22 protein-coding genes and 4 pseudogenes are annotated in these 25892 nt (G+C 60.8%); 13 read left to right on the forward strand and 13 right to left on the reverse strand.

All coding sequences use genetic code 11. The features are described from left to right. Nucleotides 1–43: 43 nt before the first annotated feature. The 6 genes from RA21_RS09320 to RA21_RS09345 all read left to right on the forward strand — a co-directional run bounded on the left by RA21_RS09320 (nt 44) and on the right by RA21_RS09345 (nt 6990). Nucleotides 44–1135, forward strand: coding sequence for an extracellular solute-binding protein (locus RA21_RS09320; protein ID WP_039148063.1), 1092 nt, complete (start codon nt 44–46; stop codon nt 1133–1135). Nucleotides 1136–1261: 126 nt separating this feature from the next. Then, nucleotides 1262–2428 (forward strand): ABC transporter ATP-binding protein, encoded by a 1167-nt coding sequence (locus RA21_RS09325; protein ID WP_039148065.1) that lies wholly within the window; start codon nt 1262–1264, stop codon nt 2426–2428. Nucleotides 2429–2438: 10 nt separating this feature from the next. Continuing rightward, nucleotides 2439–3335, forward strand: a complete 897-nt coding sequence (locus tag RA21_RS09330; protein ID WP_039148068.1) for an ABC transporter permease subunit — start codon at nt 2439–2441, stop codon at nt 3333–3335. Beyond that, nucleotides 3332–4153 (forward strand): ABC transporter permease, encoded by an 822-nt coding sequence (locus tag RA21_RS09335; RefSeq protein WP_039148070.1) that lies wholly within the window; start codon nt 3332–3334, stop codon nt 4151–4153. Before RA21_RS09330 ends, RA21_RS09335 begins: the two co-directional genes overlap by 4 nt. A gap of 41 nt (nt 4154–4194) precedes the next feature. Next, nucleotides 4195–5610 (forward strand): aldehyde dehydrogenase family protein, encoded by a 1416-nt coding sequence (locus tag RA21_RS09340; protein ID WP_039148188.1) that lies wholly within the window; start codon nt 4195–4197, stop codon nt 5608–5610. Nucleotides 5611–5637: 27 nt separating this feature from the next. Beyond that, the gene (locus tag RA21_RS09345; RefSeq protein WP_019296852.1) at nt 5638–6990 is read left to right on the forward strand and encodes an NAD(P)/FAD-dependent oxidoreductase; all 1353 of its coding nucleotides are present in this window, start codon (nt 5638–5640) and stop codon (nt 6988–6990) included. 150 nt (nt 6991–7140) lie between these two features. Here RA21_RS09345 and RA21_RS09350 read toward each other — a convergent pair whose 3' ends face one another. Then, the gene (locus RA21_RS09350; protein WP_237754572.1) at nt 7141–7731 is read right to left on the reverse strand and encodes a TetR/AcrR family transcriptional regulator; all 591 of its coding nucleotides are present in this window, start codon (nt 7729–7731) and stop codon (nt 7141–7143) included. Nucleotides 7732–7830: 99 nt separating this feature from the next. On the opposite strand from RA21_RS09350, the gene RA21_RS09355 reads away from it, so the two are divergent. Next, on the forward strand, nt 7831–8694 hold the full coding sequence (locus RA21_RS09355) for an NADP-dependent oxidoreductase (protein ID WP_039148072.1): 864 nt from the start codon (nt 7831–7833) through the stop codon (nt 8692–8694). A 76-nt stretch (nt 8695–8770) separates the two neighbouring features. Here RA21_RS09355 and RA21_RS09360 read toward each other — a convergent pair whose 3' ends face one another. From RA21_RS09360 to gstA, 4 genes are read right to left on the reverse strand one after another with little or no spacing between them, the layout of a single operon-like run. Then, the gene (locus tag RA21_RS09360; protein ID WP_039148075.1) at nt 8771–9754 is read right to left on the reverse strand and encodes an NAD(P)H-dependent flavin oxidoreductase; all 984 of its coding nucleotides are present in this window, start codon (nt 9752–9754) and stop codon (nt 8771–8773) included. Next, nucleotides 9751–9972 (reverse strand): tautomerase family protein, encoded by a 222-nt coding sequence (locus tag RA21_RS09365; protein WP_039148078.1) that lies wholly within the window; start codon nt 9970–9972, stop codon nt 9751–9753. The genes RA21_RS09360 and RA21_RS09365 overlap by 4 nt, the downstream gene beginning before the upstream one ends. A gap of 3 nt (nt 9973–9975) precedes the next feature. Beyond that, nucleotides 9976–10356 carry a nuclear transport factor 2 family protein gene (locus RA21_RS09370; protein ID WP_039148081.1) on the reverse strand — a complete coding sequence of 127 codons (381 nt, stop codon included), beginning with the start codon at nt 10354–10356 and terminating at the stop codon, nt 9976–9978. Beyond that, nucleotides 10353–10964 carry a glutathione transferase GstA gene (gene gstA, locus RA21_RS09375; protein ID WP_019296858.1) on the reverse strand — a complete coding sequence of 204 codons (612 nt, stop codon included), beginning with the start codon at nt 10962–10964 and terminating at the stop codon, nt 10353–10355. The genes RA21_RS09370 and gstA overlap by 4 nt, the downstream gene beginning before the upstream one ends. A 108-nt stretch (nt 10965–11072) precedes the next feature. On the opposite strand from gstA, the gene RA21_RS09380 reads away from it, so the two are divergent. Continuing rightward, on the forward strand, nt 11073–11957 hold the full coding sequence (locus RA21_RS09380; protein ID WP_019296859.1) for a LysR family transcriptional regulator: 885 nt from the start codon (nt 11073–11075) through the stop codon (nt 11955–11957). A 325-nt stretch (nt 11958–12282) separates the two neighbouring features. Here RA21_RS09380 and RA21_RS09385 read toward each other — a convergent pair whose 3' ends face one another. Next, nucleotides 12283–15324: an efflux RND transporter permease subunit gene (locus tag RA21_RS09385; protein WP_039148084.1), complete on the reverse strand. Its 3042-nt coding sequence runs from the start codon at nt 15322–15324 to the stop codon at nt 12283–12285. Nucleotides 15325–15334: 10 nt separating this feature from the next. Beyond that, nucleotides 15335–16381: an efflux RND transporter periplasmic adaptor subunit gene (locus RA21_RS09390; RefSeq protein ID WP_019296861.1), complete on the reverse strand. Its 1047-nt coding sequence runs from the start codon at nt 16379–16381 to the stop codon at nt 15335–15337. A gap of 392 nt (nt 16382–16773) precedes the next feature. On the opposite strand from RA21_RS09390, the pseudogene RA21_RS22285 reads away from it, so the two are divergent. Next, nucleotides 16774–17285 (forward strand): annotated as a pseudogene (locus RA21_RS22285) (transposase); the annotation flags it as partial. Between the two features lie 156 nt (nt 17286–17441). On the opposite strand, the gene RA21_RS23150 reads toward RA21_RS22285, so the two are convergent. From RA21_RS23150 to RA21_RS09410, 3 genes are all read right to left on the reverse strand, one after another. Further along, a complete protein-coding gene (locus RA21_RS23150) occupies nt 17442–17636 on the reverse strand; it encodes a transposase (protein WP_082008920.1) in 195 nt (64 codons plus the stop codon). Between the two features lie 138 nt (nt 17637–17774). Then, entirely contained in the window at nt 17775–19406 is a 1632-nt protein-coding gene (locus tag RA21_RS09405) for an arylsulfatase (protein ID WP_019297418.1), read from the reverse strand. Between the two features lie 20 nt (nt 19407–19426). Continuing rightward, on the reverse strand, nt 19427–20263 hold the full coding sequence (locus RA21_RS09410) for a TauD/TfdA dioxygenase family protein (RefSeq protein WP_039148089.1): 837 nt from the start codon (nt 20261–20263) through the stop codon (nt 19427–19429). A 90-nt stretch (nt 20264–20353) separates the two neighbouring features. Between RA21_RS09410 and RA21_RS09415 the strand changes: the two genes are divergently transcribed. Together RA21_RS09415 and RA21_RS09420 are read left to right on the forward strand one after the other, a co-directional pair. After that, the gene (locus RA21_RS09415) at nt 20354–21292 is read left to right on the forward strand and encodes a LysR family transcriptional regulator (RefSeq protein ID WP_039148098.1); all 939 of its coding nucleotides are present in this window, start codon (nt 20354–20356) and stop codon (nt 21290–21292) included. A 176-nt stretch (nt 21293–21468) separates the two neighbouring features. Further along, nucleotides 21469–22101 (forward strand): tyrosine-type recombinase/integrase, encoded by a 633-nt coding sequence (locus tag RA21_RS09420; protein WP_039148191.1) that lies wholly within the window; start codon nt 21469–21471, stop codon nt 22099–22101. A gap of 322 nt (nt 22102–22423) precedes the next feature. Here RA21_RS09420 and RA21_RS09425 read toward each other — a convergent pair whose 3' ends face one another. From RA21_RS09425 to RA21_RS23430, 3 genes and pseudogenes are all read right to left on the reverse strand, one after another. Next, complete coding sequence (locus RA21_RS09425) at nt 22424–22966, reverse strand: hypothetical protein (protein WP_019297414.1); 543 nt, start codon at nt 22964–22966, stop codon at nt 22424–22426. A 218-nt stretch (nt 22967–23184) separates the two neighbouring features. Further along, nucleotides 23185–23751, reverse strand: coding sequence for an EamA family transporter (locus tag RA21_RS09430; protein ID WP_272946436.1), 567 nt, complete (start codon nt 23749–23751; stop codon nt 23185–23187). Then, nucleotides 23728–24054: pseudogene (locus RA21_RS23430) on the reverse strand (EamA family transporter); the annotation flags it as partial. The gene RA21_RS09430 and the pseudogene RA21_RS23430, both read right to left, overlap by 24 nt. 65 nt (nt 24055–24119) lie before the next feature. On the opposite strand from RA21_RS23430, the pseudogene RA21_RS09440 reads away from it, so the two are divergent. Together RA21_RS09440 and RA21_RS09445 are read left to right on the forward strand one after the other, a co-directional pair. Then, nucleotides 24120–25228 (forward strand): annotated as a pseudogene (locus tag RA21_RS09440) (IS3 family transposase). A 28-nt stretch (nt 25229–25256) separates the two neighbouring features. Further along, nucleotides 25257–25763 (forward strand): annotated as a pseudogene (locus RA21_RS09445) (IS3 family transposase); the annotation flags it as partial. Nucleotides 25764–25892: the final 129 nt, after the last annotated feature.

A 25892-nucleotide genomic window follows, 5' to 3' on the forward strand; every position in this document is an offset into this window, starting at 1 on the left:
ATCCCTTAGAAGAACCAAAACAAACCCAACACGGGAGGGAACCATGAAAACCAAGCTGACAACCAGCCTGCTGGCCGGATCGGCTGCCATCTGGGGCGCCGCCGCTGCGGCAGAAGGCGAACTGGTGATCTACAACTGGAGCGACTACCTGGACCCCGCGATCATCGAGGCCTTCGAGGCAGAAACCGGCATCGATGTCACCTATGACACCTATGATTCCAACGCGATGCTGGAAACCAAGGTGCTGGCGGGCAGCTCCGGCTATGACATCATCGTCCCCTCCTCCACCGGCACCGCGCGGCTGATCTCGGCTGGCGTGCTGCAAGAGATCGACAAATCCAAGATCCCCAACCTGCAGCACGTCTGGCCCAAGATCGCCGGGCTGATCGAGACCTTCGATCCCGGCAATGAATACCTGGTGCCCTACAACTGGTGGACCTTCGGTATCGCCTACAATACCGGCAAACTGGCTGAACGGCTGGGCGCGGACCACCCCAAATCCTGGGACCTGCTTTTTGATCCGGAGATTTCCGCCAAGCTGGCCGATTGCAGCGTGATGATCGTGGACTCGCCCATCGATGTGATCGGCGCCGCGCTGATCGACATGGGCCAGGACCCCAACACCAGCGACAAGGACCAGATCACCGCCGCCGGCGCGCATATCGGCGTCATCCGGGACAATATCGCCCAGATTTCCACCGACGCCATGATCGGCGCCCTGTCCGACGGCGATGCCTGCCTCGGCCTGACCTGGAGCGGCGACGCCTATTGGGCCGCCAATGGCGCCAAAGAGGCTGGCAATGGCGTCAATCTGGAATACATCATCCCGGAGGAAGGCACCCTGCTGGATTTTGACGGCCTGGCCATCCTGGCCGATGCCAGGAACGTGGAAGAGGCCCATGCCTTCCTGAACTACCTGATGCAGCCCTCGGTCTCGGCACAGAATGCCAACTTCATCCGCTACGGCAGCGCCAACCTCACCGCCCAGGCCGAAATCGACCCGGAGCTGACCGGCAATCCCGCCGTCTATCCGACCGAGGCGACGATGGAGATGCTGACCACCCCGGTGCTGCAGGACCGCAAGACAGAGCGCCTGTACACCCGCACCTGGTCCAAGGTCCGCACCGGCCAGTAAGCCCCGGCGCGGCTTCCGGGCCGCGCCATTCCAGCCCTGCCGCGGCCTGCGGGCCGCGCATCAATTGCCCTGCTGCAGCGCCCGCTTACACCGCCGCAGGGACTTGCAACTGGGGAATCTGCAACAATGAACTTCCATGATCCGGCCAGTGCCGCCGCCGCCCGGGCTGAACCCGCCAGTCCTCTGAAACCAGCCCGACCGCCGCTGATCCGCTTCGAGAATGTGACCAAGACCTTTGGCAACTTCACCGCGATCTCGGATCTGAACCTGGACATCCAGGAACGCGAGTTCTTCTCGCTCCTCGGCCCCTCCGGCTGCGGCAAGACCACGATGATGCGGCTGCTGGCAGGGTTTGAGGAAGTGACCTCGGGCCGCATCCTGCTGGACGGCCAGGACCTGACCGGCATCCCGGCCAACCGGCGCCCGATCAACATGATGTTCCAGTCCTACGCGCTGTTTCCGCATATGACGGTGGCAAAAAACATCGGCTTCGGCCTCAAGCAGGAGCGCTGGAAGAAGCGCGACATCCAGGACCGCGTCGACGAGATGCTGGCGCTGGTGCAGCTCGAAGGTTTTGCAGACCGCAAGCCGCACCAGCTCTCCGGCGGCCAGATGCAGCGGGTGGCGCTGGCGCGCTCGCTGGCCAAGAAACCCAAGGTGCTGCTGCTGGACGAGCCGCTGGGCGCGCTCGACAAGAAGCTGCGCGAGGAGACCCAGTTCCAGCTGATGGATGTGCAGGACCGGCTGGGCCTTACCTTCATCATCGTGACCCACGATCAGGACGAGGCGATGACCGTCTCCTCCCGCATCGCAGTGATGAAGGCAGGCAAGCTGCTGCAAACCGACACGCCTGCGCGGATCTACGAGCATCCGGCGTCCAGCTATGTCGCTGATTTCATAGGCAACGTGAACCTGATCAATGTTGAGCTCGCGGGCATGGAGGGCGATCTGGCGCTGGCCCGCTGGGATGGCGGAACCCGGCTGGCGATCCGCCCGCAGCCCGAGGATGTGATGACCCCCGGCGCCCGCAAGACACTGGTGCTGCGTCCCGAGAAGATCCACGTCACCAAGGACCGGCCCGCAGACGCCCACAACGTGAACATGGTGGAGGGCACGGTTGAGGAGATCTCCTACACCGGCAGCGCTTCCACCTTCCTGGTGCGGCTCGACGGCGGCATGCTGATCCGCGCTCAGGAGGCCAACCGCCTCCTGACCTCGCGCCGCGAAATCGACTGGAACGACCGGGTCTGGCTCAGCTGGCGCGCAGGCGCCTGCGTGCTGGTCGACGCGTGAGGGCCGGACCATGAGGACATCACGCCGCCTGCTGATCCTGCTGCCCTATCTCTGGCTGGGGCTGTTCTTCCTGGTGCCCTTCCTGATCGTCATCAAGATCGCGCTGTCCGATTCCGTCACCGCCAGCCCGCCCTATGCCCCGACATTCAGCCTCGATGAGGGGCTTGCAGGCCTGCGCGCCTCCTTCGCGCAGTTCGATTTCGAGAACTTCCTCTGGCTGGCCGAGGACGGCATCTATCTCAAGGCCTATCTCAACAGCGTGAAGGTCGCCGCCATCGCAACCCTGCTCACCCTGCTGATCGGCTACCCGGTGGCCTATGCCATGGCCAAGGCGCCGCAGGACTGGCGCAAAACCCTCCTCCTGCTGGTGATCCTGCCGTTCTGGACCAGCTTCCTGATCCGCATCTACGCTTGGATCGGCATACTCAAGAACGAGGGCTTCCTGAACCTCGCGCTGATGAAACTTGGCATCATTGAACAGCCGCTGGCGATCATGCACACGGAGATCGCGGTCTATGTCGGCATCGTCTATTCCTACCTGCCGTTCATGATCCTGCCGCTGTATGCCTCGCTGGAACGGATCGACGGCTGGCTGCTGGAAGCCGCCGAGGATCTCGGCTGCGGCGCCCTTGCCGCCTTCCGCCAGATCACCCTGCCGCTGTCACTGCCGGGGGTGGTTGCGGGCTGCTTCCTGGTCTTCATCCCGGCGATCGGCGAGTTTGTGATACCCGACCTCCTGGGCGGCTCCGGCACGCTGATGATCGGCAAGACCCTGTGGCTCGAGTTCTTCTCCAACCGCGACTGGGGCGTGGCGGCGGCGGTGGCCATCGTACTGCTGACCATCCTGATCGTGCCCATCGTGCTGTTCCAGCGCCATCAGCAGAAACATCAGGAGGAACTGGGATGATCCGACGCTTCAACATGTTCAATCTAACCTCGCTGACCTTCGGCCTGGCCTTCCTCTACCTGCCGCTCTTGCTGGTGGTGATCTACTCTTTCAACGACTCCCACCTGGTCACCGTCTGGGGCGGTTTCAGCACCAAATGGTACGGCATCGTGCTGAACAACGACGCCTATCTGGAGGCCGCCTGGATCACCCTGCGCATCGCCTTTGTCTCGGCCACGCTGGCGACAGTGCTGGGCACGCTCAGCGCGGTTGTCATGGTGCGGGCGGGCTCCTTTCCGGGCCGCACGCTGTTCTCCGGCATGATCTTTGCGCCCTTGGTGATGCCCGAGGTGGTGACCGGCCTGTCGCTCCTCCTGCTGTTCGTTGCAATCGGTCTCGACCGCGGATTCTGGACCATCACCATTGCGCACGCGACCTTTTCCATGTGCTATGCATCGGTAGTGATCTCCTCCCGGCTGGCCAGCTTCGACCGCTCCCTTGAAGATGCCGCGCTGGATCTGGGGTGCACACCGATTTCGGCCTTTCGCCAGGTGACCCTGCCGGTGATCGCGCCTGCAGTGATCTCGGCCTGGCTGCTTTCATTCACCCTGTCGCTTGATGATTTGGTGATCGCCACCTTCACCTCCGGCCCCGGCTCCACCACCCTGCCGATGAAGCTTTATTCCTCGGTCCGGCTGGGTGTTTCGCCAGAAATCAACGCGCTGTCCACGATGCTGATCGGTATCGTTACCTTTGGCGTCATCGCCGCGTCGCTGATCAACCGGCGGCAGGACCGGCGCCAGAAACAGGAAAACCGCGCGGCGGCCGCCGCCGCGTGAAACGCAATCAAACAAATTTGGATACGGCAATGCAGTACAACATGTCCCAGTTCTATATCGGCGGCACCTGGACAGGTCCCCTCGGCAGCAGCTCGGCGGAGGTGATTAACCCCGCGACAGAACAATCCATGGGCCCGCTCGCGCTTGGCAGCGAAGCTGACATTAATGCCGCTGTCGCCGCGGCGAAGGCGGCGCTGCCCGGATTTGCCGCCACCAGCCGCGAGGACCGCATTGCGCTCCTTGAAAGGGTTCTGGAGGTCTACACCTCCCGTATTGATGATTTCGCAAAAGCCATCTCGCTGGAGATGGGTGCCCCGATCACCATGTCGCGCGAGATGCAGGCGCAGGTTGGCATCGACCACCTGGAGGCCATCATCGCCGACCTGAAAGCGCTCGATTTCGAGGAAACCCTGCCCAATGGCGACACGCTGGTGCGGATGCCGGCTGGCGTCTGCGGGCTGATCACGCCCTGGAACTGGCCGATCAACCAGATCGTGCTGAAGGTCGGCCCTGCTCTAGCTGCGGGCTGCACTATGGTGCTGAAGCCCTCCGAGCTGACACCGCTGTCGGCGATCCTCTATGCCGAAGTGCTGCACGAGGCCGGCGTGCCCGCGGGCGTCTTAAACCTCGTCCACGGCGAAGGCCAGGTGGTTGGCGCCGCGCTGTCGCGCCACCCGGATGTCGCCCTGATGTCCTTCACCGGCTCCACCCGCGGCGGCGTCGCAGTGACCCGCGAAGCCGCGGAAACCGTCAAGAAGGTGGCGCTGGAGCTTGGCGGCAAATCCCCAAACTTGGTGTTTGCCGACTGCGATCTGGAAACCGCCATCGCCGAAGGGGTGGAAGCCTGTTTCGTCAACACCGGCCAAAGCTGCGACGCCGCCACCCGGATGCTGGTGGAGCGCAGCGTTTACGGCTGCGCGGTGGAGCTGGTGCAGGCGAAATGCGCGCAAATGACCGTGGGCAATCCGGCGGAACCGGGCGATCACATGGGGCCGCTGTCCAGCGCGCAGCAATACGCCCGCGTGCAGGAGATGATCGAGGCCGGCATCGCCGAAGGCGCGCGGCTGGTGGCCGGCGGGCCGGGCAAGCCGGAAGGCTTTGAGGCCGGTTATTATGCCTGCCCCACAATCTTCGCCGATGTGACCAACGACATGCGCGTGGCGCAGGAGGAAATCTTCGGCCCGGTGCTGGTGATGATCCCCTTCAGCAACGAGGAAGAGGCCATCGCCATCGCCAATGACACGCCCTACGGCCTGTCGGCCTATGTGCAGACCGGCGACAGCACCCGCGCAGGCCGCGTTGCCCGGGCGCTGCAGTCCGGCATGGTCAATGTGAACGGCGCCTTCCTGGGTGCAGGCTCCCCCTTCGGCGGGGTCAAAATGTCGGGTGTCGGGCGCGAGGGCGGCCGCGAAGGCATTCTCGAATTCCTCGAAACCAAGGTGATTGCAGCACCCTGACGGGAGCTGCAAAAACGGACCAGTGCCATGAAAACCCTCCGCCGCATCTACAGCGCTCACGCCTATGACACCCAGGCCCCTGCCGGCAGCTACTGGGAGGCCACGCTGCCCGCCGCCCCTGCCTATCCGCCGCTGGACGGCGACCGGCGCACGGGCGTGGCCATTATCGGCGCGGGCTACACCGGCCTCAGCACCGCGCTGCATCTGGCCCGCGAGCACGGCGAGGCGCCGCTGGTAATCGACGCCGCCCGGCCCGGCTGGGGTGCCTCGGGGCGCAATGCCGGCTTCTGCGGCTTCGGCGGTGCCAAGCTGGGCGGCAGCGCCATTATCCGCCGCTTCGGCGAGGACGATCTGCGCGCCTTCTACAGCGCCCAGAAGGAGGCGGTTGCGCTGGTCCGCGATCTCACCTCGCCTGGCGGCATCGAGGCCGATGTGCAGGAGGACGGCGAATACTGCCTGGCCCACAGCCCCCGCGCGGCTCGCGCCCTGCCGGAAATGGCCGCAGGCCTGCGCCATTACGCCGGGGTGGACTGCCCGGTGCTGTCAGCCTCAGAAATGCGGCAGGAGGGCCTGCACGGCGACGGCTTCTACGGCGGATTTCTGCTGCCCCTGGGCTTTGGCCTGAACCCGGGCAAATACGCGGCCGGCCTGGCCCGCCTTGCGCAGCAGGCGGGCGCCGTGATCCACGGCGGCACCCCGGCGCTCTCGGTGCAGCAGGAGCGCTGCGGCACCTATGCCGTCGAAACGCCTTCGGGCCGCATCATCGCCGACCGGCTGATCATCGCCAGCAACGGCTACAGCAGCGACAACCTGCCGGACTGGCTGCGCGGGCGCTATTTGCCGGTGGTCTCGCATATAATGGTGACGCGGCCCCTGACCGAAGGCGAGAAACAGGCGCAGGGCTGGACCACCCGGCGCATCGCCTATGACACCCGCAACCTGCTGCATTACTTCCGCCTGCTGCCGGACAACCGGGTGCTGTTCGGGATGCGCGGCACCAGCAACATCACCCCCGGCTCCACACAGCAGATGCGACGCCGGATCCGCCGTGATTTCGAGATGATGTTCCCGGCCCTTGCCAAGGCTGAAACAGAATACCATTGGAGCGGCCTGGTCTGCCTGACCCGCGGTCTCACCCCCTATGCCGGGCAGATCGGAGACTGGCGGCGCGCCTGGACCGGATTTGGCTACCACGGCGGCGGCGTTGCAATGGCGACATATACCGGGCGGCTGATTGCTGGAATTGCCGCCGGAAAGCCATGCGTTTCCCCTTTACCCGAGCTCATGAAGGTGCAGCCTTCAACGTTCCCATTGCTGAGTTTCCGCCGCCACCTCCTACCTCTAGCGTACACATATTACGGCATGAAAGACCTGCATTAGGAACTTCCGCGCTGACTCGACTGAACAGACTCGCTGCGCGTGGAACACTTCCGGTACCACCGGGGGCGGTTGAGTTTTCGGTGCAGAGCAGAACTTCCGAACTGAATTTTCTCATCGTGTAAGAAAACCAGGATTTACCGGCCTGTGCCATCAAAGCGAAACCTCAACCTGTCTGAGCGCAAGGTTTGCCACCCCGTGCAATGCGTCTGCTGTTGCACCGTCACGGGCTTGCGCTGCAAACCCCTGGATCAGCACCGAGACAAATTTTGCCAGCAAGTCCGGCTTGACGGATACAGCCATGTCCCCGTCGGCGATACCGCGCCGGATCCGGTCTGCGATCATCGACTCGCTGGCTTGCCTGTAGCCGGCAAGCAGTTCCTGCGCGCATTCGCTGCCTTTGCCGCAATTGGTTGCGGCACTGATCAGGAGACAGCCCTTGGGCCTTTGTTCCGTGCAAAAGGCCTCAATCGCCTCGGACACAAGGCGGCGTAGAGCCTTGGCGGCAGTTGCTTCTTCATCAAGGGCGCGAGGGGCGTAAGCCGCAACATGCTTGACATAATGGGCGGTGCAGCGTTCAAACAGCGCCTGTTTGTTGCCAAAAGCCGCGTAAATACTGGGCGGGTTCAATCCCATGGCAGCACTGAGTTCTGCCATGGACGCAGCCTCATATCCTCGTTCCCAAAACAGCAGCATCGCCTGCTCAATCACGTGATCGGTGTCAAAGGACCGCTGCCGCCCCATGGCTGCCTCCATTATTATTTACCGATCACTACACAAATGTGCTTGACCCGGCAAGCCGCCCGTTATTTATCAATCACTACAGAATAGGTGAAGGCTAGGATGAAAGCAGCAGTTATCGAGAGTTTTGGCGGGGTGGAAGTGTTCCGGATAGCGGAACAGCCGCACCCCGAACCCAAGCCGGGGGAGGTGCTGATCCGGGTCCATGCGTCCAGTGTGAACCCTGTGGATGCGGGGGTCCGGTCTGGACGGATCCTACCCTATGACCCAGCCCAATTTCCGATGATCCTAGGCTGGGATGCGGCAGGCACTGTCGAGACGCTTGGCCCTGAAACGGAAGGGTTTGCCCCCGGAGACCGGGTGATGGTGCTCTCACCGCAACCAGGATCGCTGGTAGGCACCCATGCGGAATTTACCACCCTGCCTGCCAGCCAGATTGTGAAGATTGCCGATGCGGTTTCTTTCATCACAGCCGCTGCAATGCCTTTGATCGGCAGCACCGCACTGGCGGCATATCAAGCGCTGGATCTGCCGCCGGGCGCCCGTGTTCTGGTCAACAATCCCAAAGGGGCGGTTGGCGCAATGGCTGCAGCGATCGCGCCTTTGCTGGGGTTCGAACTCGCGACCTCTGATGCACAAGACGTAGATGGCGCCATTGACGTGCGCGGCGGTGAACATGCGCATCAGGCTTTTGCTGCGGTGAAGGACAGCGGGGCCTATGCAACCATTGTTCCGGAGTGGTGGAAGCCGGGCGGGGTCTTTACCGCAGCGCGGGGCATCACCCCAGTGACAGTTCAAAATCCCGCCAATCAGCAGGTTCTGCTGCCATTGTCGGATTGGCTGGCCCAGGGCGTCCTGGATCCGGGGATCGAGGAGATCATGCCGCTTCACCGGATCGCAGAGGCGCACCGGAGGCTGGAGGCGCCCGGACGTACCGGCAAGTTTGTTCTGGACCATACCTGCTGACACCTGCAGCGAAAGGCACAGGCAGGGCCGCCCCCGCCTGTGCCGGTTTTTCGTGCTGCCGAAGGGTCCCGGATTGCTACGCGGGCGCGGGCACGCCCATTGCAGCAGCCGCCCGGGCCAGACACTGCTGCGCGTCATCCATGAGGTCTACGAGAATGCGGCCTGCAGGCGCGGCCGAGCGGATCAGGCCGATGCCTTCGCCGGCAAAGGCGGTTGCCACATCCGGATCGCCTGCATCCTGAGCTGCCAACCATTTAGCGGCTTCAGCGCCTGCTTCCATCCTCAAGGCATCTTCGGAGCCGTGCCATTTCTGAATGAAGGAATTGCGCAGCACACGGCCATTGTAGCGCGCAGGCCAATCATAGCCGCGGACCACGTCGACCACCTTGGTGCGGATCGTATCGTCACCGGTCGCAGCAAGCGCGCGATCCAGGATGCGGGGATGCACCAGCGCCTCGTGCGAGGCCCAGAACCGGGTGCCGATCACCGCACCATCTGCACCCAGCATCAGGGCCGCAGCCAGACCGCGCCCGTCGGTGATGCCGCCTGCGGCACAGAGCAGCGCCGTGCTGTTCCGGCGCGCGATTTCGTCCGCTATCTCGGGAACCAAAGCAAAGGTGCCGCGCGCTTCGCCATGGCCGCCGGCGTCCGCCCCCTGAGCCACAAGAATGTCCGCGCCGCAGTCCAGCGCCTGTCGGGCATCGCGCAGGGTTTGGACCTGGCAGATCAGCGGCACGCCGGCATCCCGGATCGCAGGCGCAAATGGCGCCGGGTTGCCGAAGGACAGGAACACCGACGCGGGATCCTGCGCCAGTACCAAATCAAGCAGATCCGGCTGTTCCGCCAGCTTCCAGGTGATCAGCCCGCAGCCCGCGCGGGCCCCCGCGGCGGCTGTGAACTGCTGTTCAATCCAGCCGGCATCACCATAAGCCCCCCCGATCATGCCCAGCCCGCCGGCTTGAGTGACGGCGCGGGCCAACGCGCCGCCCGCAGCAAAGGCCATCGGCGCCTGGATCACCGGACAGGTGATCCCCAGCGCCTCTGTCAGCCGCGTCTTCATTGCGCTTTCCTCTGGTATTCCTGCACCGGCAGGCCGCCGACACCCCAATCCTCCAGCCGGACCTCGTCAATCACGACAAAGGTGGTTGCTGGATTCTTGCCCAGAATGTCTTGCAGAAGACCGGTGACCCCGGTAATCAGCTGCGCCTTTTGATCTGCGCTTGGGCCGTTGCCATCAGGGCCGCCTTCGCGGGTCACCTTGATATTCACATAAGGCATGAGTCAGTCCTTTCGTGGAGCATAGGAAAACACTTTCGCAACGATGCGCCATTCGGTGCCGTGGCGAACCAGGGTCAGCAGGTCGTGGAAGTCCCGGCCCATCATGGTCATCCGGGCGCTGACATGGGCCAGACGGTTGCTGGCAAAGGCAATCTCCAGGGTCTCCTCCTCGCGCGGGTCGCCGCGTTTGGCGGGCGGCTCACGCCCGTCGACGCGGGTCATGTAGGTCTCAAGATCCAAGTAAAGCTCATCGCCTTCAGTGGCGCAGACATAGGCCAGCTGCGGGTGGAAGATCTCGCGCAGCATGGTGCTGTCGGCCTGGTGGAGGCCCTCAAAATAGGCCCCCATCAGTTCGCCGACCGCTTTGTGATCGGCGGGCGTCATTGGATCAACCCTTCGGCGCGCATCGCTGCCTGTGCCGATGGACGGGCTGCACTGCGGTTCACAAAGGCGGCAAGATTGGGCCAGCGGGCCAGGTCGATACCGGTGAAATTTGCCCAGTTCGAGACAACGAACAGGTAGGCATCCGCCACCGAGAACTGGTCTTCAATCAGCCACTCTCGGCCTTCCGCCAGCTGGGTTTCAATGAAATCGAACTTGCCCGCAACAGCGGTACGCGCAGCGTCCTTGCCGGCCTCGGATGTGCCCTCGCGGAACAGCGGGCCAAAGGCCTTGTGCAGCTCACTCCCGATCCAGTTGAGCTGTTCCTGCATCCGGGCCCGGGCCAGGGTGCCAGCCTCCGGCGCCAAGCCTGCCTCCGGGTGGCTGTCCGCGATATACTGCAGAACCGCTGCCCCTTCAGTCAAAATGCTGCCATCGTCCAGGCCCAGGGCCGGAACATAGCCCTTGGGGTTGATCGCGCGGTAGTCCGCACCCGTTTCAGTCCTGCCCGCGGCGGTATCGACGGCTTCAATTTCAAACGGGCGGCCGGTTTCATGCAGGGCGATATGGCTTGCCAGCGGGCAAGCACCGGGCTTGTAGTAGAGTTTCATAACAGTCTCCTGTGTTGGTGATGCCCTCTGACTACCTCCGAATATGATTGATTGATAATATTGTGTTTTCAGCACTATGATCGAAAAAATCGAACATGTTGGAAACTCATGAAACATGACCAGCTCATTGCCCTGGACGCCATTGTCATAACCGGCACATTCCGCGGCGCGGCGGAGCGCCTGCACAAATCGCAATCCGCCATCAGCCACACAATCCGTCAGTTGGAAGAGGAGCTGGAATTGGAGCTGCTCAGCCGCGAAGCCTACCGCCCCGCACTCACCCCAGCAGGCGAAATCTTCTACCGCGAGGCGTCGCGGGTTCTGCGCCAGATGCAGGGGCTGAGATCCACCGCGGCCCGGCTGCGCGCCCGCGAAGAGCCGGAGCTGACCGTCGCCGTCAGCGCAACAATGGATTTGGACCCTTTGCTGCCGGCCCTTGCAGAAACCGGGCGGCGCCACCCCGCAACACATCTGCGGCTGCGGATGGAGATGATGGGCGGCCCGATCGCCCGGCTGATGGAGGGCAAGGCAGATATCGCGCTCGCGTCCCTTGATGGGGTGCCATTGGACGAAGTTGAGGCTGAACCGGTTGCCGAGGTCACGATCCGGCCCGTGGCCAGCCCTGATCTTGGCCTGCCGTCCGGTTCCCGCGCATTGTCCGCATCCGAAATGCAAGGCCACGTGCAGGTGGTTGCCGCCGGCACCGGCGGCGCGGCGCATGAACAGAGCCGCGACCTGCTGTCTGGCGGGCTGAAGTGGACCGTTTCCGATCTCACGGCCAAGAAGAAAGTGATCCTCGCCGGGCTCGGCTGGGGTGGTTTGCCCGACCATATGACAGATGCTGAGCGACGCTCCGGAGCGTTGCTGTCCCTGAACCTGGAAGGGTTTCCTCTTCGCCGGACCATGCTCTACAAGATGAGACGCAGGGACCAAACAGTAGGAGTCGTTGCCAATGAACTTTGGAGCAAAATCGGTACTGCCAAGCCGGACTAAATCAGGAAACCCCTAGGACTGCTAACCTTCTGCAGCTGAAGCAGAACGCTATCATATTAAAGCGAAAGCTTTCCAAGGGCGACGTGGCTGGCTCCTACCCGGCTTGCATCACGGTGTCATGTGCTGCAGCGCAGATTTGCCCGGCCCGCCATTCGTGTGCCGTACAGCCTTTTTCAGTTTGTAAAAGGCTGGGCTGCCGGACAAAACGGACCGCTGCCTTTGAAACCCAATTAAGTCGGAAATTGGCCCTCCGAACAGACCCCGGCAGGAAAGAAGCCCTGGCGCACTCCGCCAGGGCCCTGATTTTTGAGGGGCCAGGCGGTTATCAGACACCCGCCATCTCGCGTTTTTCCGCGTTCCTGAAGAAGATCAGGTAGAAAACCGGCGCGGCCACCAGCGTCAGCACGGTCGCAAAGGCCAGCCCGCCCATGATGGTGATTGCCATCGACACGAAAAACGCATCGGTCAGCAATGGCGCCATGCCAAGAATGGTGGTCACTGCTGCCAGCATCACCGGGCGCAGGCGTGAGACCGAGGCTTCGACAATGGCTTCGCGCAGAGGCTTGCCGGTTTCGCGCACCAGGTCGATCTCCTCGACCAGCACGATGCCATTCTTGATCAGCATACCGGACAGGCTGAGCAGACCCAATAGTGCCGTGAAAGTGAAGGGGAAACCGGTTCCCAGCAGCCCGATCACCACGCCGTTCACCGACATCGGCACCAAGAGCCAGATGATCACCGGCTGGCGGATTGCGTTGAACAGCAGTACCGAAATCAGCACCATTATCAGCAACGTCACCGGCAGCTGCTTGCCAAGGCTTTCGTTAGCGTCGCCAGAGCTTTCATGCTCGCCGCCCCATTCCATCATGTAGCCGGGCGGGATGTCCATCGCCTCGATGGTTTCCTGCACTTGGGCAAATACGGTGGCCGCAGTCATGTCCGGCGGGATGTCGGCGCCAACAGTGAGCGTCGGCAGTCGGTCCCGGCGATGCACCAACGTGTTTTCCACCTCGACATCGATGCCATCAATCATCTGCTCCAGCGGCAGGAACTTTCCGGCAGAAGAAGAGAAAACAACCTGATCATAGATGTTGTAGGAGTCCTCCTGCGCTCGGCGTACCACGATGGGGATCAGCCGGTCATGTTCCCGGAAGACGCCCATCTGCACACCATCGGTGGAGAACTGCAGCGCGTCGGCGATGTTTTCCCGGGTGACGCCGGCAGTCTGTGCCCGGTCGGTAGCATAGACAGGTTTCAGCACCGGCTCCTGCTCACGCCAGTTTTGACGCGGGAGCAGGATATTGGGGGAAGCCGCTTCCAGCCGCCGGATCGCTTCTTCGCCCAGGCGGCGCAGGACGCGCGGGTCGGGACCGGAGAAGCGCACCTGGATCGGATCACCGCCACCCGGGCCGAACACCAGCCGCTTGGTGCGGAATTCGCCTTCAGGGAAGCGGGATTGGCCAAATGCCTCCAGCTCAGCCTGCAGCGGCGGGATAGCGTCCAGGTTTGCGGTACGGATGATCAGGTGGCCGTAGCTGGAGTTCGGCTTTTCGGCGGAATAGGTCAGCATGAAACGGGTTGCCCCCTGACCCGAGAAGGATGCCACTGCAACCACATCATCGCGGGCGCCCAGCCAGTCCTCGAACACCTGCAGATGCTCGGAAGTGGTGTGTATCGATGTGCCCTGAGGCAGCTTGTAATGAACAAAGAACAGCGGGGTGTTGGAGTCCGGGAAGAACTGCTGCCGCACTTGCCCGAAACCGAAAAAGCAGACCACGGTGACGGTAATCAGCCCAGCGACGACCATCCAGCGCAGCTTCAGAGATGCCCGCAGAATTGCGCCGTAGGTGCGGAACAGAACACCATCATAGGCATCACTGTCCCCCTCCTTGCCCTGCTTGAAGAAGTAGTGGCCCAGCAGCGGGGTGGCCGTCAGAGCCAGGAACCAGCTAAGGAGCAACGAAATGGCAATCACCGCAAACAGCGAGAACAGGAACTCACCAGTCGCATCCGGGCTGAGACCGATACCGGCAAAGGCCATGATGCCGATCACCGTAGCGCCAAGCAGCGGGATTTGGGTTTTTGACGCCGCATCGTGTGCCGCCTCGCGGGAAGTCTTGCCGCGCAGCATGGAAATTTGCATCCCCTCCGCCACAACAATGGCATTGTCGACCAGCATCCCCATGGCAATGATTAGCGCACCAAGCGAAATCCGCTCCATCTCGATCGAGAACATGTTCATGAAGAACAGTGTGCCCACCACTGTCAGCAGCAGGGTTGTGCCCACCACAACAGCGGCGCGCCAACCCATGAACAGCGCCAGCACGACCACCACGATGGAAACCGACATGGCAAGGTTTACCAGAAAGTCGTTGGAGGCCTGCTCGACCACCATATGCTGCTGATAGATTGGTTTCAGATCGACACCATAGGGGATCTGGCTGTCCAGTGCGGCGAGCTTGGCGTCAACGTTCTTGCCCACTTCAACGATGTTTTCGGTGGCAAGGCCGGCAATCCCGAGAGTGAAGGCTTCAACCCCATCAAAGCGGATGATCAGATCCGGATTGTCGATGCGGCCACGATGCACGTCGGCCATGTCGATCACGTTAACCACCTCACCCTGCCAGCCGATCGCTAGGCCCTGGATTTCGGAAACCGAGTCCGAGCCTTCAGGCGCGCGCATCAGAGTTTCGGCTGGCCCGGCGTCCAGACTGCCTGCAGAGCGGACCGAGTTGGACGTGGCCAGCGCGTTGCTGATCGCGTCAATCGGAACATTCTGATTGACCGAAACCGCGAGCGTGGGTTCAACAAAGATCGCCTCCTGCGGCAACCCCGCGATTTCAACATCGGCCACCCCGTCCACCGTCAGCAGCTCGCGCCGCAAGTAGGTTGCCAGATCATGCTTTTCGGCGTCCGTGTAGCCCTCCGCCGTTACCGCATAAAATAGGCCGAACACATCGCCGAAGCCGTCGTTCACAACCGGCTGGCTGACACCCTCCGGCAAAGCGCGGGCGGCATCGCGTACTTCCGCACGCAGTTTGGTCCAGATGGCAGGCAATTCGGTGCCATCGTACGTATCCTGCATCTCCACTTCGATCAGGGAGAAGCCGGGCTGGTTCACCGAAGTGATCAGCTTGACCTCGCCCATTTTCTGGATCGCTGATTCCAGAGGCTCGGAGACTTCGCGCGCAACCTGCTCACTGTTGGCGCCCGGATACTGCGTGGCGATCACCGCGGACTTGATGGTGAAGGCCGGATCTTCAAGGCGTCCCAGGTTCAGAAATCCCCAGATGCCGCCAAGCAGGGCCGCCAGCATGATGATCCAAGTATAGAGCGGCCGGTTGATCGACCCGCGTGCAATGTCCATCTGCCTGCCCTCAGTTTCCGAAACCGGTAAAGCGCCTGACCTTCTGGCCGTCTTTCAGCGCGCCGCCCCCGGTCAGCACCACTTCTTCGTCTCCGGCCAGGCCCTCCGCCACGCGGAAATCACCGTTCTGAGTGGCTTCAACCTTCACTTTGGTCCATGCAATGGTGCCTTCCTTAGCGCCTACAGGGGAATAAACCATGACGCCGGTGCTGCCGTCGGTTGCGGTTACCAGGGCCGTTGCGGGCACTCTGATGCCTGCTTCGCCGGTGTTCACCCGCACTTTCACAGTTGCAGATGCGCCCGGAAGGATCTGGCGGTTTTCAGGCGGGGTCAGGCGGAGTGTCACCTGATAGGTCTGACCGACGCTGCTGGCCTCTGCATCATATTCCAGGATCTCCAGCGGATACTCTGCGTCCTGGCCGGGAAAATTCGCGGAAATCGTCAGCACGTCGCTTTCCTCAGCCCTTTGGAACAGGACTTCAGGCACATCGACTTTGATATGCAATTCAGACATGTCGTGCAGCCGCACGATGGGGGTCCCCGAACTGACGGTGGTGAACTGCTCCACTTCACGGCTGGACACCAGCGCATCAAAAGGAGCGTTCAGGGTAGCATGCTCAAATTCATACTCTGCATCGCGCAGCGCCACGCGTGCCAGCCCTGCCTCGGTCTCAGCGTCGTCGATCGAGACCTGACTGACAGTGCCGGTCAGATTTTTTAGGCGCGCAACAGTCCGGTCGGCCTGTTCCTTGCGCAGCTGCGCCTGCTCCAACTGTAGCTCGAACGGTTCCAGGTCAAGCTCGGCAATCAACCCGCCATTGGCCACCGTACGGCCTTCGGCAACCGGAAATTTCAGTATTTGCCCGGAAACCTGAAACGCAAGGTCCACTGTCTGCTTAGCTGCCACTTGGCCAAAAAACTGCCGTTCCAGAACCAATGCTTCCGAGGAGGTTTGCAGCAGCTTGACCGGCTTCAGCGCCCCTTGAGCCAGCACAACCGCAGGCAAGGTTGCAAACCCGGTAATCAAAGCAACGGCAAATGAGGTTGTCCAGCGCATGCGTATCACTCCTTCGGGGCAGTTTTCTGGCTGTTCGCATCGTATGGCAATTTCAGGTGGCGCATCCACTGGTGCAAGACAAGATGCCGGGATCGGTGCGGCATAGTCTCTTTGGCTTTTTTTGCCTGTGAACAAGTTCACAAAGTACAAGAAATCTCCATGAAGAGCCGCCAAGAAGGAAATGAAAACTCACGGCAAGACACCTTCGCACTCAATGAGAAGGGCCGCAGTCCTCCGCCCCTTGAGAAGGTGCTCTGCTCCCTGAAAACTGGGACGTTCGGATGATCAGCCCCACCTGAGTGGTCCGGTTTGATTGTTAGTGCATGACTGGCCTTTTGATCCTCCCCCAGTGAAGTGGTCCGCCGTTATGTTTAGGAAAACGGAGGATCAGAATGGGAACGAAGCGGCACAAACCCGAAGAAATTGTCACGAAGCTGCGGCAGGTTGAGGTGCTTGTCGGGCAAGGGATGGCGCGGGTGGATGCGATCCGCGAAGTGCGCATCACCGAGCAGACCTATTACCGCTGGCGCAAACAGTATGGCGGGATGGGAACCGACCAACTCAGGGAACTCAAACGATTGCATAAAGAAAACGAACGGCTGCGTCGCGCCGTATCGGACCTGACCCTGGACAAGCTCATCCTGACGGAAGCTGCGAAGGGAAACTTCTGAGCCCCGCCCGCCGCCGGGCCTGCATTGACCATGTGCGCAGCCTGTTCAGGGTGTCTGAGCGGCGCGCCTGCCGCGTCCTGAAGCAACACAGATCCACGCAGCGCAAGCCGCCCAAGAGCCGGGCGGACAAAACACGCCTGGTTGCGGACATTATCGTGCTTGCCCGCCAGTATGGCCGCTACGGCTATCGGCGGATCGCAGCATTGCTGAGAGGGGCAGGCTGGCAGGTCAACTGTGAACAGGCATGCAATTTTGACCCCGTAGCGGGGAAATCGGCGTCCAAAGATGACCCCCTTACACTGATGTGAATCATGCCCCCGAGGTTATCGGGGAGCACAGAGTGGGATGTTGGTCGTGGAGACGATAGCAAAGATCCGGCGGGCGTATTTTCAGGATTGAGGAATTGAGCCGCCATTGGTCCGAGGCCAATGCCGAACAAGCCGATCAAGCAAATCTGCCGGGAACTGCGAGCTCGTCACTCCAAGCTCCTTGGCAACACCGCCTTGTGTGGCACCAGGCTTATAAAGCCGACCAACAGCTGCGGCTTTGAACTCATCTGTGAACGTCCGTCTCGATTGTCCCATTCCATGCTCCTTTCGTGGACAGGGGTAATTTACCCCGCTGTCCGGGAACAGGGACGAAGTTCAAACCGTGAAACTGCACAATGCGGGACAAACCCGTCCTTTACCAGGGGACCCTCAGTAGCCGCTTAGCCATCAGTTTCAACCGCTGGCGCTCTCCATATTCCACGCCGCCAGAAGTTTCGGCAGCGCTTCGTTCCAGTCCAGCACACCGGCGGCTTGGGCCCAGACCTGATACTGTCGGATCAGGTCTTTCTCCAAGGCGGGGCTGCGGCCTGCAAGATCGGTCAGTTCAGTGCGGTCGGCCTCGATGTCGTAGAGCTCCCAGGGACAATCATGCAGCCGCACCAGCTTGAACCGGCCCAGCCGGATCGCGGCGTTGCCCTCGTGCTCCCAGAAGATCGGCTGCGCGCGCTGCCAGTCCTTGCCCTGAAAGAGGCCCAGCAGCGACTCTCCTTGCAGCGGCTGGATCTCATGGCCGCCGACCTCGGTCTGATAGGCGGTGCCGGCGGCTTCCAGAATGGTCGGCAGGATATCGACCACATGGCAGGCTGCATGGGCAGCACTGCGCGGTTTGAACCCCTTTGGCCAATGGGCGACCAGAGGGGTCGAGATGCCGCCTTCATGCACATAATGCTTGTACAGGCGGAACGGCGCATTGGAGACATTGGCCCAGGGCTTGTCATAGCTTTGAAATGTCTGGGCATCGCCCGGGCGCAGGCCGGTCACATTGCCCATGGTGATCTGCCTGCCGTCGTGCGTTTTGTCCGGGTAGAACTTCGCCCAGCCGTCCTCGGCCATGAACTCGGCGCAGCCGCCGTTGTCGCTGAGGAAAAGGATCAGCGTGTTGTCGAACTGCCCGAGCCGTTTCAGGGCCGAAATCAGTGTGCCGACCGACTGGTCCATGCGGTCCACCATTGCCGCATAGGTTGCCATCTTGCTGGCCTCCCAGTCCTGGTTCTTTTCCTGTTCCCAGCCATGCACGGTGCTGTCGCGCGGGGAGATGTCCCAGCTGCGCTGGAAAACGCCTTGGCCGTTCATCGTTTCATGGCGTGCGGTGCGGATATGGTCCCAGCCTTTCGAATAGACGCCATCGTATTTTGCGATGTCCTCAGGATGGGCATGCAGCGGCCAGTGCGGCGCAGTATGGGCGAGGTAGAGGAAGAATGGCTTTTCGTCCGCGACCGCGCCTTCGATCATGCCGATGGCCTTATGGGTGATGGCGTCGGTGAAGTAGAAATCATCCGGGAAGGTTTCGACCCGGCTGTCATCCTCCAGCATGTAATGCGGCGAGAAGAAATGCGTGGCGCCGTCCATGATCCCGTAAAAACGGTCAAAGCCGCGCTGGCGCGGTGTCGGATGCTCGACGTCGCCGATCCGCCAGCTGTCCACACTTCGCGGCTCGAAATCGCCGGCCACATGCCATTTGCCGGACATCAGCGTGGCATAGCCGCTGGCGCGCAGATGCTCGGCTATGGTGGCGCTGTCGTTGCGCAGGAACCCCTGATAGGCGGGCGTGCCCAAATTCGCGCCCATATGCCCGACGCCGGCGTTATGCGGGTAGAGCCCGGTCAGAAGCGACGCCCGCGTCGGGCAGCAGCGGGCACAGTTGTACATCGCAGACAGCATCACGCCGCCCCGCGCAAGTGCGTCGATGTTGGGAGTCTGGATTTCAGACCCGGTGCAGCCGAGGTCGGCAAACCCCATGTCGTCCGCCAGGATCAGGATGACATTGGGCTGGCCGGTGTCTGTCTTGGAGCTGTGGCTGGTCATGGCTGAGCTTTCATCAGCGGTCAGGATGCGCGGGCGGAGGCAAGCGGGCCGCCCTCGACGGTGACCCGGTGCATCAGGCGGCGGAAACCGTGGTAGTCGTTGATCGCCTTGTGCCAGGTGGCACGGTTGTCCCACATGGTAATGTCACCGGCCCGCCAGCGCACGCGGCATTGAAACTCCGGCTGCTGGCAATGGGCATAGAGCATGACCAGAAGCGCCGAGGATTCGTCCGGATTCAGCCCTTCAATGCGGGTGGTGAAAACCGGGTTCACAAAAAGGCCGCGCCGCCCGCTCAGCGGATGGGTGATGACCACCGGATGCCGGGCGTCCTGGGTGGCGGCCTCTGCATTTCCCAGACGGCCCGATTTCACCGCCTCGCTGCCCATCGCGGCGGCGCCGAACACATGGCGCGAGGAATGCACGGCCGTGAGACCATCAAGAAAACGGCGCATCGGCGCTGAGAGCGCCTCATAGGCGGCGCCCATGGACACAAACAGCGTGTCGCCGCCATAGGGCGGCATCTCGATGGCGTGCAAAATGGAACCCATCGCCGGTTCCTGATCATAGGAATGATCGGTATGCCAGCCCTCACCAACGGCCTCTGTCTGGTCCTTCTCTTTCAGAACTGTGGCAATTTCCGGGTGGCCCTCGACCGGCTTGAAGAACCGGTTGACATTCACCGGCCCGAAACGGTGGGCAAAGGCCAGGTGATCTTCTGGCCCTGCGGTCTGCCCCCGCAGCACGATCACCGAATACTCCGCAAATGCGTCCAGGATGGCGCTGAAATCCTCGCCGCGGCGGATATCCGCTCCCAGGATTTCCGCGCCCAAACCGCCGGTCAATGGTAAAATTTCCATGATATCCTCCGCTGTCGCCTGCAGGCAGCATAGGGTCTGTCCTAAAACGGGAAAAACTGATTTAATCTGCTTCAAAGAAAGATTTTCCCAGTGGTTCGCTTCACCCTTCGCCAACTCACCTACCTGACGGAAACCGCGCGGCAGGGTGGTATTGCCCAGGCGGCGCGGCACCTGAATGTCTCTGCCGCGGCTATCGCCTCGGCACTGGACAAGCTGGAGGCCGCCACCGGCCTGACCCTGTTCGACCGGTTTCCGGCACAAGGCATGCGGCTGACCCGCGCTGGAGGGACGTTCGCCACCCAGGCCGAGGCGCTGCTGAAGCAGGCCGCTGCACTGGACCGGCAGGCCGCGGATCTGGCGTTTGGCCGCACCGGCAGGATCCACATCGGCACCCATCACGCACTGGCGCAGCAGATCGTCCTGCCTGCGGTGCTTGCTTTCCGCGAAAGCCATCCGGGTGTCCGTATCGAGGTGAAGGAAGCGGAATACCCGGCATTGGTGGCCGCGCTGGACACTGGCGAGGTGGATGCGCTGGTGGTCTTTGACCAGGGGTTCGACCCCGGTCGGCATGAGGTTGAAGTTCTTTTGGAGCTGCCGCCTCTGGTTCTGTTGTCAGGCGCACACCCTCTGGCTGCGAAATCCCGGATCAGCCTGTCCGACCTGACCGGTCTGCCCTATATCTCCGTCTCGCCCGCTGGCCCCGGCCCCAGTTACCTGCAACTGCTGCAGGCCGCGGGCGTCCACCCCGAAGTGCCGTTCCAATCCCAATCCCGCGAGCTTGTTCAGGCTTACGTCGGCAAGGGGTTCGGTTTCACGCTTGCAGGCTTCCCGCCCAAACAGGACTGCACGACTGAAGGCGACTCAATCGTTGCGCGGCCGCTCAAGGAAAGCATCGGGCACTACAGGGTGGTGATTGCCCGCCCACGCCTAGCAGTTCAGTCAGGCCTGACTGACCGGTTTTTGGAGCTCTGCAGGCCTCCGGTCTCAAGTTCCGTACTTGCAGGTATTCAAAGATCTGCAAACCCGTGATGCTGCCGTTCGTCTTTTCTGCAGCATCTGTCGCGATGGGTTCAGAGCACCCAATGCACCCGTAACGTTTCCCGAAGAACAAGCAATCGGACAACGGTCATTCAAACCAACAGTAAAATTCAGGTGTCAGCGCGGTGCTGATGTCTGGGCTTGGCGGGAGGATTGGAGGGCCCAATATGCCAAGGGTCCAACTTCCCGCAGTCACCCCGAAACGAAAAGCCTGGAACAAGGGCCGGGTCGTCGGCCAGAAAAGGCCGCTGTTGCCGAAACAAGTGTGGGCAATCCGCGCGCGGCTCGAATTGGCCAGGAATCTGCGTGATCTCACGCTGTTCAACGTGGCGATTGATAGCAAGCTTCGCGGATGCGATTTAGTGAAACTGTCCGTCAGCGATTTGGTCAGAGATGACCGCGTTCGCGAGAGGGTATCTGTGATCCAGAGCAAAACCCGGCGACCCGTTCAGTTCGAACTCTCTGAAAACACGCGGGATACCATTACTGCATGGATCAAGTCGCCGGAAATGATCGGCTGCCGTTTCATGTTTCCTAGCCGGTTTCATGACCGCCTACATATCTCAACCCGCGAATATGGCCGACTTGTGCGGGATTGGGTGGCTGCGATTGGGTTGGAACCCAGCGGCTACGGCACCCATTCGCTGCGCCGGACCAAGGCGGCGGAGATCTACCGCAAAACCGGAAATCTCAGAGCAGTTCAACTGTTGCTCGGGCACACAAAGGTTGACAGCACTGTCAGATATCTTGGTATCGAACTTGAAGATGCGTTGAGCATCGCCGAGCAAATCGACATTTGAACCACCTTGGCGGGCGGCACTTGCCGTTCGCCAATCCAGACCAGACCTACGGTCGCACCGCTGCAGTGTTACGGTTCGAGCCCTAAGCGGCCGCTTCTACCAAGCTTGATTGCTGCAAACGCAAAGGGCTGCACTATAACCCGAAGCTGACATACTGCTCATTTAGAAACAGGAAGGTACGGTCTTTCGGGAGAGGCGTGGCCACACCGCATGTCAAACGGCAGGTGGGCATTCCAGGTGACCGAGCCAAACACCTGACCGCAATCCTTTGGTTTGCAACTGGCGACTTCGCAACACCGCAAAAGGAGTTCAATTGAAGACGTCAGTACTCTGGCAATTCTGCTGAGTGGCGCTTCATCTTGTCAAAATTGTCCATTGAAAACTCTACCGGTTCCCCAGTTTCCCAATCAAACAGGTCGCGTTTGAGGGTCGTAAGTGGCCCCATGTAGACGTGCAAGGCCAGGGACGGTTTTTCGCCATCACCAACAACTGCATGAATTCCATCGTCTTCCAGAGTGAAAACCTCTCCGGCTTTCACTATATGAGTTCTTTCGTGCTGCAACTGCCCCCCGTCGCGCTTGAAGAGAATATTCTTCTCCCCCCCAGAGTAAGCCGCGATGTGAACCTTCAGCCTATGCTCATGAGGCGGCATGGTGACGTGGGGCTGAAACCGGCAGCGCCAGATTGAGACCTGTTCGTCCTGATAAAGCATGATTTCGTCTTCACCATCAACTTCTGTTGCCGCGATGACAGGCTCAGGATCAGCTACATAGCGCTCCAGTACCAAGCGAATTTCTTCATTCGGCATGCTGCTTGCCGCTGCTGTGCGTACGTCTTCGACAACAGTTTCAAAAGTAAAGCTCATCGGTTCCTCCGGGTGGCCATTGAGAGGGTGGACAGGATTTAAGAGGCAACTTCAAACTCTTGGACACTCCGGGAATCTGCAACGTTGAAAAAATTCACGCACAGGTGAGGAGATTTAATCTGCCTGTACAGGTCAAGGAGGCAGCTTGGATCTGAGTGCGAAGGCAAGGAAACGATGCGTGGATATGGGGCTTGTGTTTGTGCCTTGGCCCGTCCGCATTACTCAGCGGGCACCACACATGCTTGCTGAGCAGCCTTTGCAGATCGCAAATCGAAGTATCGATTGGCTATGAGCGCAGACAGGATCAAGGCAATACCTGCCTTCTGCAGAGCTGTAACCTGTGTTTGATACACAAGGTAGGAGAGGATCAATCCGAATACGGGGACAAGCAAGCTAAAGCGCACAATCTTTTCACCGCCATACCGGCTGATCAAGTAATTCCAGATCCCGTATCCGCCGAGGTATGCAATCAAAATCCAGCCGATAAGAACCGCAGCATAGACCAGCTCAGTGGCGGTAAGGCCAACGAGATTGTGATGAATCATCCCTTCAGTTGCGTTCGCCCAGATCGTCACAGGGATGCTGATGAAAACGCTGGCATAGATTAGAACCGGGAACATGGCGACGTCAGGGGTCTTTTGTTCAATCCGGGAAATGGTGACATTGCCTACCGACCATGAAAACGCCGCCATGACCAAAAACAGAACGGCAACTGTACCTGTCGCTGTTGCCCCACGACCCGCGGCAGCAACCAAATAGACGCCGAAAAGGCCCAGCAGCAGCACGCCAATTGTGGAGAGGGCGAAGGGTTTGCGATAGAGAACAGATAGGAGAACTGGAGTGAAGAACGCCTGCAGCTGAAGCAGCACCGACGCAATCCCCGGAGAGGCTCCCAAATCCAGTCCGATATTCTGGAACCCATATTGGCACCCGCCAGCAGCCACGCCCCAAAGGGCCACGAGGTGAAGGTTCTTTGGACGCTTTACAAAGGGCAAGAACAGCCAGCAGGCTAGAAACTGAACCGCCAGAATTGAAATTGGTCCCGTAAAGCCAATCAGCTCTTTGATTGCGATGAAGTTTGCACCCCATGACGTGCTCCCCTGAAAAGTCCGCGATTTGAAGTTAGCCTGTTCTCCAAGCGAGGAGACAGACGATGCGGAAAAGCCGTTTCAGCGAAGAGCAGATCATTGGCATCCTGAAGGAGCACCAAGCCGGAATGGGGGCGAAGGAACTGTGCCGGAAGCACGGCATCAGCGATGGCACTTTCTACAAATGGCGTTCGAAGTATGGCGGCATGGATGTGTCCGAGGCCAAGAGGCTGAAGGCTCTGGAGATCGAGAACGCCAAGCTCAAGAAGATGTTGGCCGAGCACATGCTTGATGTGGCAACGCTGAAAGAGATGCTGGGAAAAAACTTTTGAAGCCCGGTGCAAGGCGGAGAGCCGTGGACTGGGCCATGACAGAGAAGAACTACAACCAGCGGCGGGCCTGTGCCCTGGCCGGGATTGATCCGCGCGTCTATCGGCGTAGATCAACCAGGCCTGCGGACGCCGAGTTGCGAGAGAGGCTGAAGGAGCTGTCCAGCGAACGGCGGCGCTTTGGCTATCGTCGGCTGCACCTGCTGCTCGGCCGCGAGGGCTGGAAGGTGAACTGGAAGAAGCTCTACCGGATCTACCGCGAAGAGGGGCTGAGCGTGCGCAAGCGCGGCGGGCGGAAACGCGCCATTGGGACGCGTGCGCCCATGGCGTTCCCGCAAGGGCCGAACCAGAGATGGTCGCTGGACTTCGTCTCGGACAGCCTGTCCGATGGCCGCCGATTCCGGGTGCTATGCGTCATAGACGACTTCAGCCGGGAATGCCTGGCCGCGGTCGTGGACACCTCACTCTCCGGCCAGCGGGTTGCCCGTGAGCTCGATAATATCGCCCGAACGCGTGGCTATCCCTGAATGGTGGTCAGCGATAATGGGACCGAACTGACGTCGAATGCCATTCTGAAATGGCAGGAAGACCGGAAGGTCGAGTGGCACTACATCGCGCCAGGCAAGCCCATGCAGAACGGCTTTGTCGAAAGCTTCAACGGCCGCCTCCGGGACGAGTGCCTGAACGAGCACTTGTTCGCCAACCTGCGCCACGCCCGAGAGCTGATCGCGGCCTGGCGTGACGATTACAATCACCATCGCCCGCATACGAGCCTCGACGGGCTCACCCCGTGGGAGTATCACCAACGGTCAGTAGAGGACCAAACCCAGAACAGGGCGAACTAATAACCGCGGACTCTGCGGGGAGCACGTCAGTACCGTTCCGAACCGGGTTTGGCTCGCTGACATTACTTACGTCGATACGAACGAAGGATGGCTCTACGTTGCCGCCATCAAGGACATGGCCACGCGTGAAATCGTGGGTTGGGCCATGGGCGATCATCTGCGATCCGAACTGTGCTGTGATGCCCTGAACATGGCCCTGGGACGCCGTGGCCCCGTTCCTGGGCTCATTCATCATTCGGATCGCGGCGTGCAATATGCAGGCAGCGAATACCGCGCGCTGCTCGGGTCCGCGAAGATCATCCAATCAATGAGCCGAACCGGCGAATGCCTGGATAACGCACCAATGGAAAGTTTCTTCGCATCACTGAAAAAGGAACTGGTTCATCGGGAGCGCTTCAAAACGCGCGCCCAGGCAAAGGCTGCGATCTTCGAATACATTGAGGTCTTCTACAACCGTCAGAGGCGGCATTCAGCCATCGGCTACCAAACACCCGCGCAAGCGTATGAAAACATGGATTGGAAAAACGCTGCATAGGGTCAATAATCAAACTGTCCGGAAATCGGGACGAACTCCACTTTGATTTACTTGCACGGAGGCGGACATTGACCGTCGCGTAATTTTGATTGGGCACAACATCCTCAGTACAGCGGACAGCGCGGTGGC

The sequence above is a fragment of the Leisingera sp. ANG-DT genome (genome assembly GCF_000813785.1).
Lineage (GTDB): Bacteria > Pseudomonadota > Alphaproteobacteria > Rhodobacterales > Rhodobacteraceae > Leisingera.

What these genes read in the sequence shown, in the direction of transcription:
- RA21_RS09365 (WP_039148078.1), bottom strand. Translation starts at nt 9,972, where the DNA reads ATGCCTTATGTGAATATCAAGGTGACCCGCGAAGGCGGCCCTGATGGC.
- RA21_RS09370 (WP_039148081.1), bottom strand. Translation starts at nt 10,356, where the DNA reads ATGACGCCCGCCGATCACAAAGCGGTCGGCGAACTGATGGGGGCCTAT.
- RA21_RS09405 (WP_019297418.1), bottom strand. Translation starts at nt 19,406, where the DNA reads ATGACCAGCCACAGCTCCAAGACAGACACCGGCCAGCCCAATGTCATC.
- gstA (WP_019296858.1), bottom strand. Translation starts at nt 10,964, where the DNA reads ATGAAACTCTACTACAAGCCCGGTGCTTGCCCGCTGGCAAGCCATATC.
- RA21_RS23150 (WP_082008920.1), bottom strand. Translation starts at nt 17,636, where the DNA reads ATGGGACAATCGAGACGGACGTTCACAGATGAGTTCAAAGCCGCAGCT.
- RA21_RS09320 (WP_039148063.1), top strand. Translation starts at nt 44, where the DNA reads ATGAAAACCAAGCTGACAACCAGCCTGCTGGCCGGATCGGCTGCCATC.
- RA21_RS09380 (WP_019296859.1), top strand. Translation starts at nt 11,073, where the DNA reads ATGAAACATGACCAGCTCATTGCCCTGGACGCCATTGTCATAACCGGC.
- RA21_RS09345 (WP_019296852.1), top strand. Translation starts at nt 5,638, where the DNA reads ATGAAAACCCTCCGCCGCATCTACAGCGCTCACGCCTATGACACCCAG.
- RA21_RS09355 (WP_039148072.1), top strand. Translation starts at nt 7,831, where the DNA reads ATGAAAGCAGCAGTTATCGAGAGTTTTGGCGGGGTGGAAGTGTTCCGG.
- RA21_RS09425 (WP_019297414.1), bottom strand. Translation starts at nt 22,966, where the DNA reads ATGAGCTTTACTTTTGAAACTGTTGTCGAAGACGTACGCACAGCAGCG.
- RA21_RS09340 (WP_039148188.1), top strand. Translation starts at nt 4,195, where the DNA reads ATGTCCCAGTTCTATATCGGCGGCACCTGGACAGGTCCCCTCGGCAGC.
- RA21_RS09390 (WP_019296861.1), bottom strand. Translation starts at nt 16,381, where the DNA reads ATGCGCTGGACAACCTCATTTGCCGTTGCTTTGATTACCGGGTTTGCA.
- RA21_RS09385 (WP_039148084.1), bottom strand. Translation starts at nt 15,324, where the DNA reads ATGGACATTGCACGCGGGTCGATCAACCGGCCGCTCTATACTTGGATC.
- RA21_RS09360 (WP_039148075.1), bottom strand. Translation starts at nt 9,754, where the DNA reads ATGAAGACGCGGCTGACAGAGGCGCTGGGGATCACCTGTCCGGTGATC.
- RA21_RS09350 (WP_237754572.1), bottom strand. Translation starts at nt 7,731, where the DNA reads ATGGGGCGGCAGCGGTCCTTTGACACCGATCACGTGATTGAGCAGGCG.
- RA21_RS09335 (WP_039148070.1), top strand. Translation starts at nt 3,332, where the DNA reads ATGATCCGACGCTTCAACATGTTCAATCTAACCTCGCTGACCTTCGGC.
- RA21_RS09325 (WP_039148065.1), top strand. Translation starts at nt 1,262, where the DNA reads ATGAACTTCCATGATCCGGCCAGTGCCGCCGCCGCCCGGGCTGAACCC.
- RA21_RS09330 (WP_039148068.1), top strand. Translation starts at nt 2,439, where the DNA reads ATGAGGACATCACGCCGCCTGCTGATCCTGCTGCCCTATCTCTGGCTG.
- RA21_RS09420 (WP_039148191.1), top strand. Translation starts at nt 21,469, where the DNA reads ATGCCAAGGGTCCAACTTCCCGCAGTCACCCCGAAACGAAAAGCCTGG.
- RA21_RS09410 (WP_039148089.1), bottom strand. Translation starts at nt 20,263, where the DNA reads ATGGAAATTTTACCATTGACCGGCGGTTTGGGCGCGGAAATCCTGGGA.